Raw genomic sequence first — 1,347 nt, forward strand, 5'->3', positions numbered from 1 at the left:
TGGCTGTCTATGTATTTCCGTTAGGCTACATAACCCTAATTCTGCTGGACTTGCCGTTGCATCATCAATCGAGCATGCCACATACATTCTGAATATGCTCAGAAATGAATATGAACAAACTGCCGAAGTAGTTACCTATAAAGAAGATCTACCTTCACTTAAAATCAATGAGTTTAGGAACAGTACAACGAACTGGATTGTCAGTGTTGGTATGATAAGCGAAGGTACTGACATCCCGCGTTTGCAAGTGTGTTGCCACCTAAGCAGAGTTAAAACTGAACTCTATTTTAGGCAAGTACTCGGTAGGATATTACGAGTAAACAAGGCTATCAATCAGGAGGCTTGGTTATATACTTTTGCAGCACCAAAGCTTGTAGGATTTGCAAATCGCATCGCTGAATAAATACCTGATGTACCTGTAATATTCAGGGAGTCCGAAACTGTTACTGTCTCCGCAGAGCAGGGGAGAAGCGAGATAATACGAGCTAGCACCCCATTTCAAGCTGAGCATAAAGTTAGGTTTAGTACACCAAACAAAAATGAATCACAATTTCCCATTTTAGCGCCACCTAACAATCGAGACCTCACTTGGGGGCAATCGCCATCTTTTGAAATTTTAGGCGGCTTTAGAGAAAAGGAGGTATCTACTTTCAACTCACCTTTTGATGTATAGGCTTTATTTAGGCTGTCACCATGTTGAAAAAACTCTCTGACTGTTATCAAATATGATAACGCTGTACATATCGATTTTCATATTCGCTTTTTCATTGTTCTTAACAATACTGGGAGTAACTTTTAAGGGTGTTTATCCCTATACATGACTATGATTGTTGTTTACTCTAACTAGCTAATCTAAAAAGTACATGAAGCTATCTGCTTTTTATCACTCCAGGCGTATCTATTTTGTTTCTGGGCTTTATATTCAAACTGATCTACGGAGTTTCGAACAATTGTATGGTATCCCCTTGAGCCAAACCAAAAGCCTTTAGGCTCACCTACAACCAATGCCGTCCAAAGTACTTTCGCTTTAGTCTGATTTAACTTTTCAACATAGCCCATATTATTATCAAAATCACAGACCATATCCCCCTGATTTAATGCTAGTGTAGTTTCTTGAGCCATCTCCCAAAAAACTCTCTGAATATCATTTAACGCATCAAGCGCATCATTCTGATTTTTGGCTTTTTCAACAACAGATCGATTATATTCAAGCATTTTTATATATGAATCTTTTAGGCTTGATTTTGTCGCCTGCTTCAGTTCTGAAATCGAGCTAAATGAATGAGCCTTACCAACACCAGTCTCTGTAATAATTGGCAGTACAAAGCGATTATTACTAGCCAGCCA

The 1,347-nt window shown here is 38.7% G+C and carries 2 protein-coding genes; one reads left to right on the plus strand and one right to left on the minus strand.

Features of this window, described 5'->3' with window-relative positions; translation table 11 throughout:
- The coding region (locus AB4238_RS09815) for a DEAD/DEAH box helicase (protein WP_372033273.1) at nucleotides 1-403 on the plus strand (403 nt) is incomplete at its 5' end.
- Nucleotides 404-852: 449 nt separating this feature from the next.
- On the opposite strand, the gene AB4238_RS09820 is transcribed toward AB4238_RS09815, so the two are convergent.
- Nucleotides 853-1,347, minus strand: a 495-nt coding sequence (locus AB4238_RS09820) for a hypothetical protein (RefSeq protein ID WP_372033274.1), incomplete at its 5' end; no start/stop codon positions are given.

This window comes from Shewanella sp. 10N.286.45.A1 (assembly GCF_041470405.1).
In the GTDB taxonomy this organism is placed as follows: domain Bacteria; phylum Pseudomonadota; class Gammaproteobacteria; order Enterobacterales; family Shewanellaceae; genus Shewanella.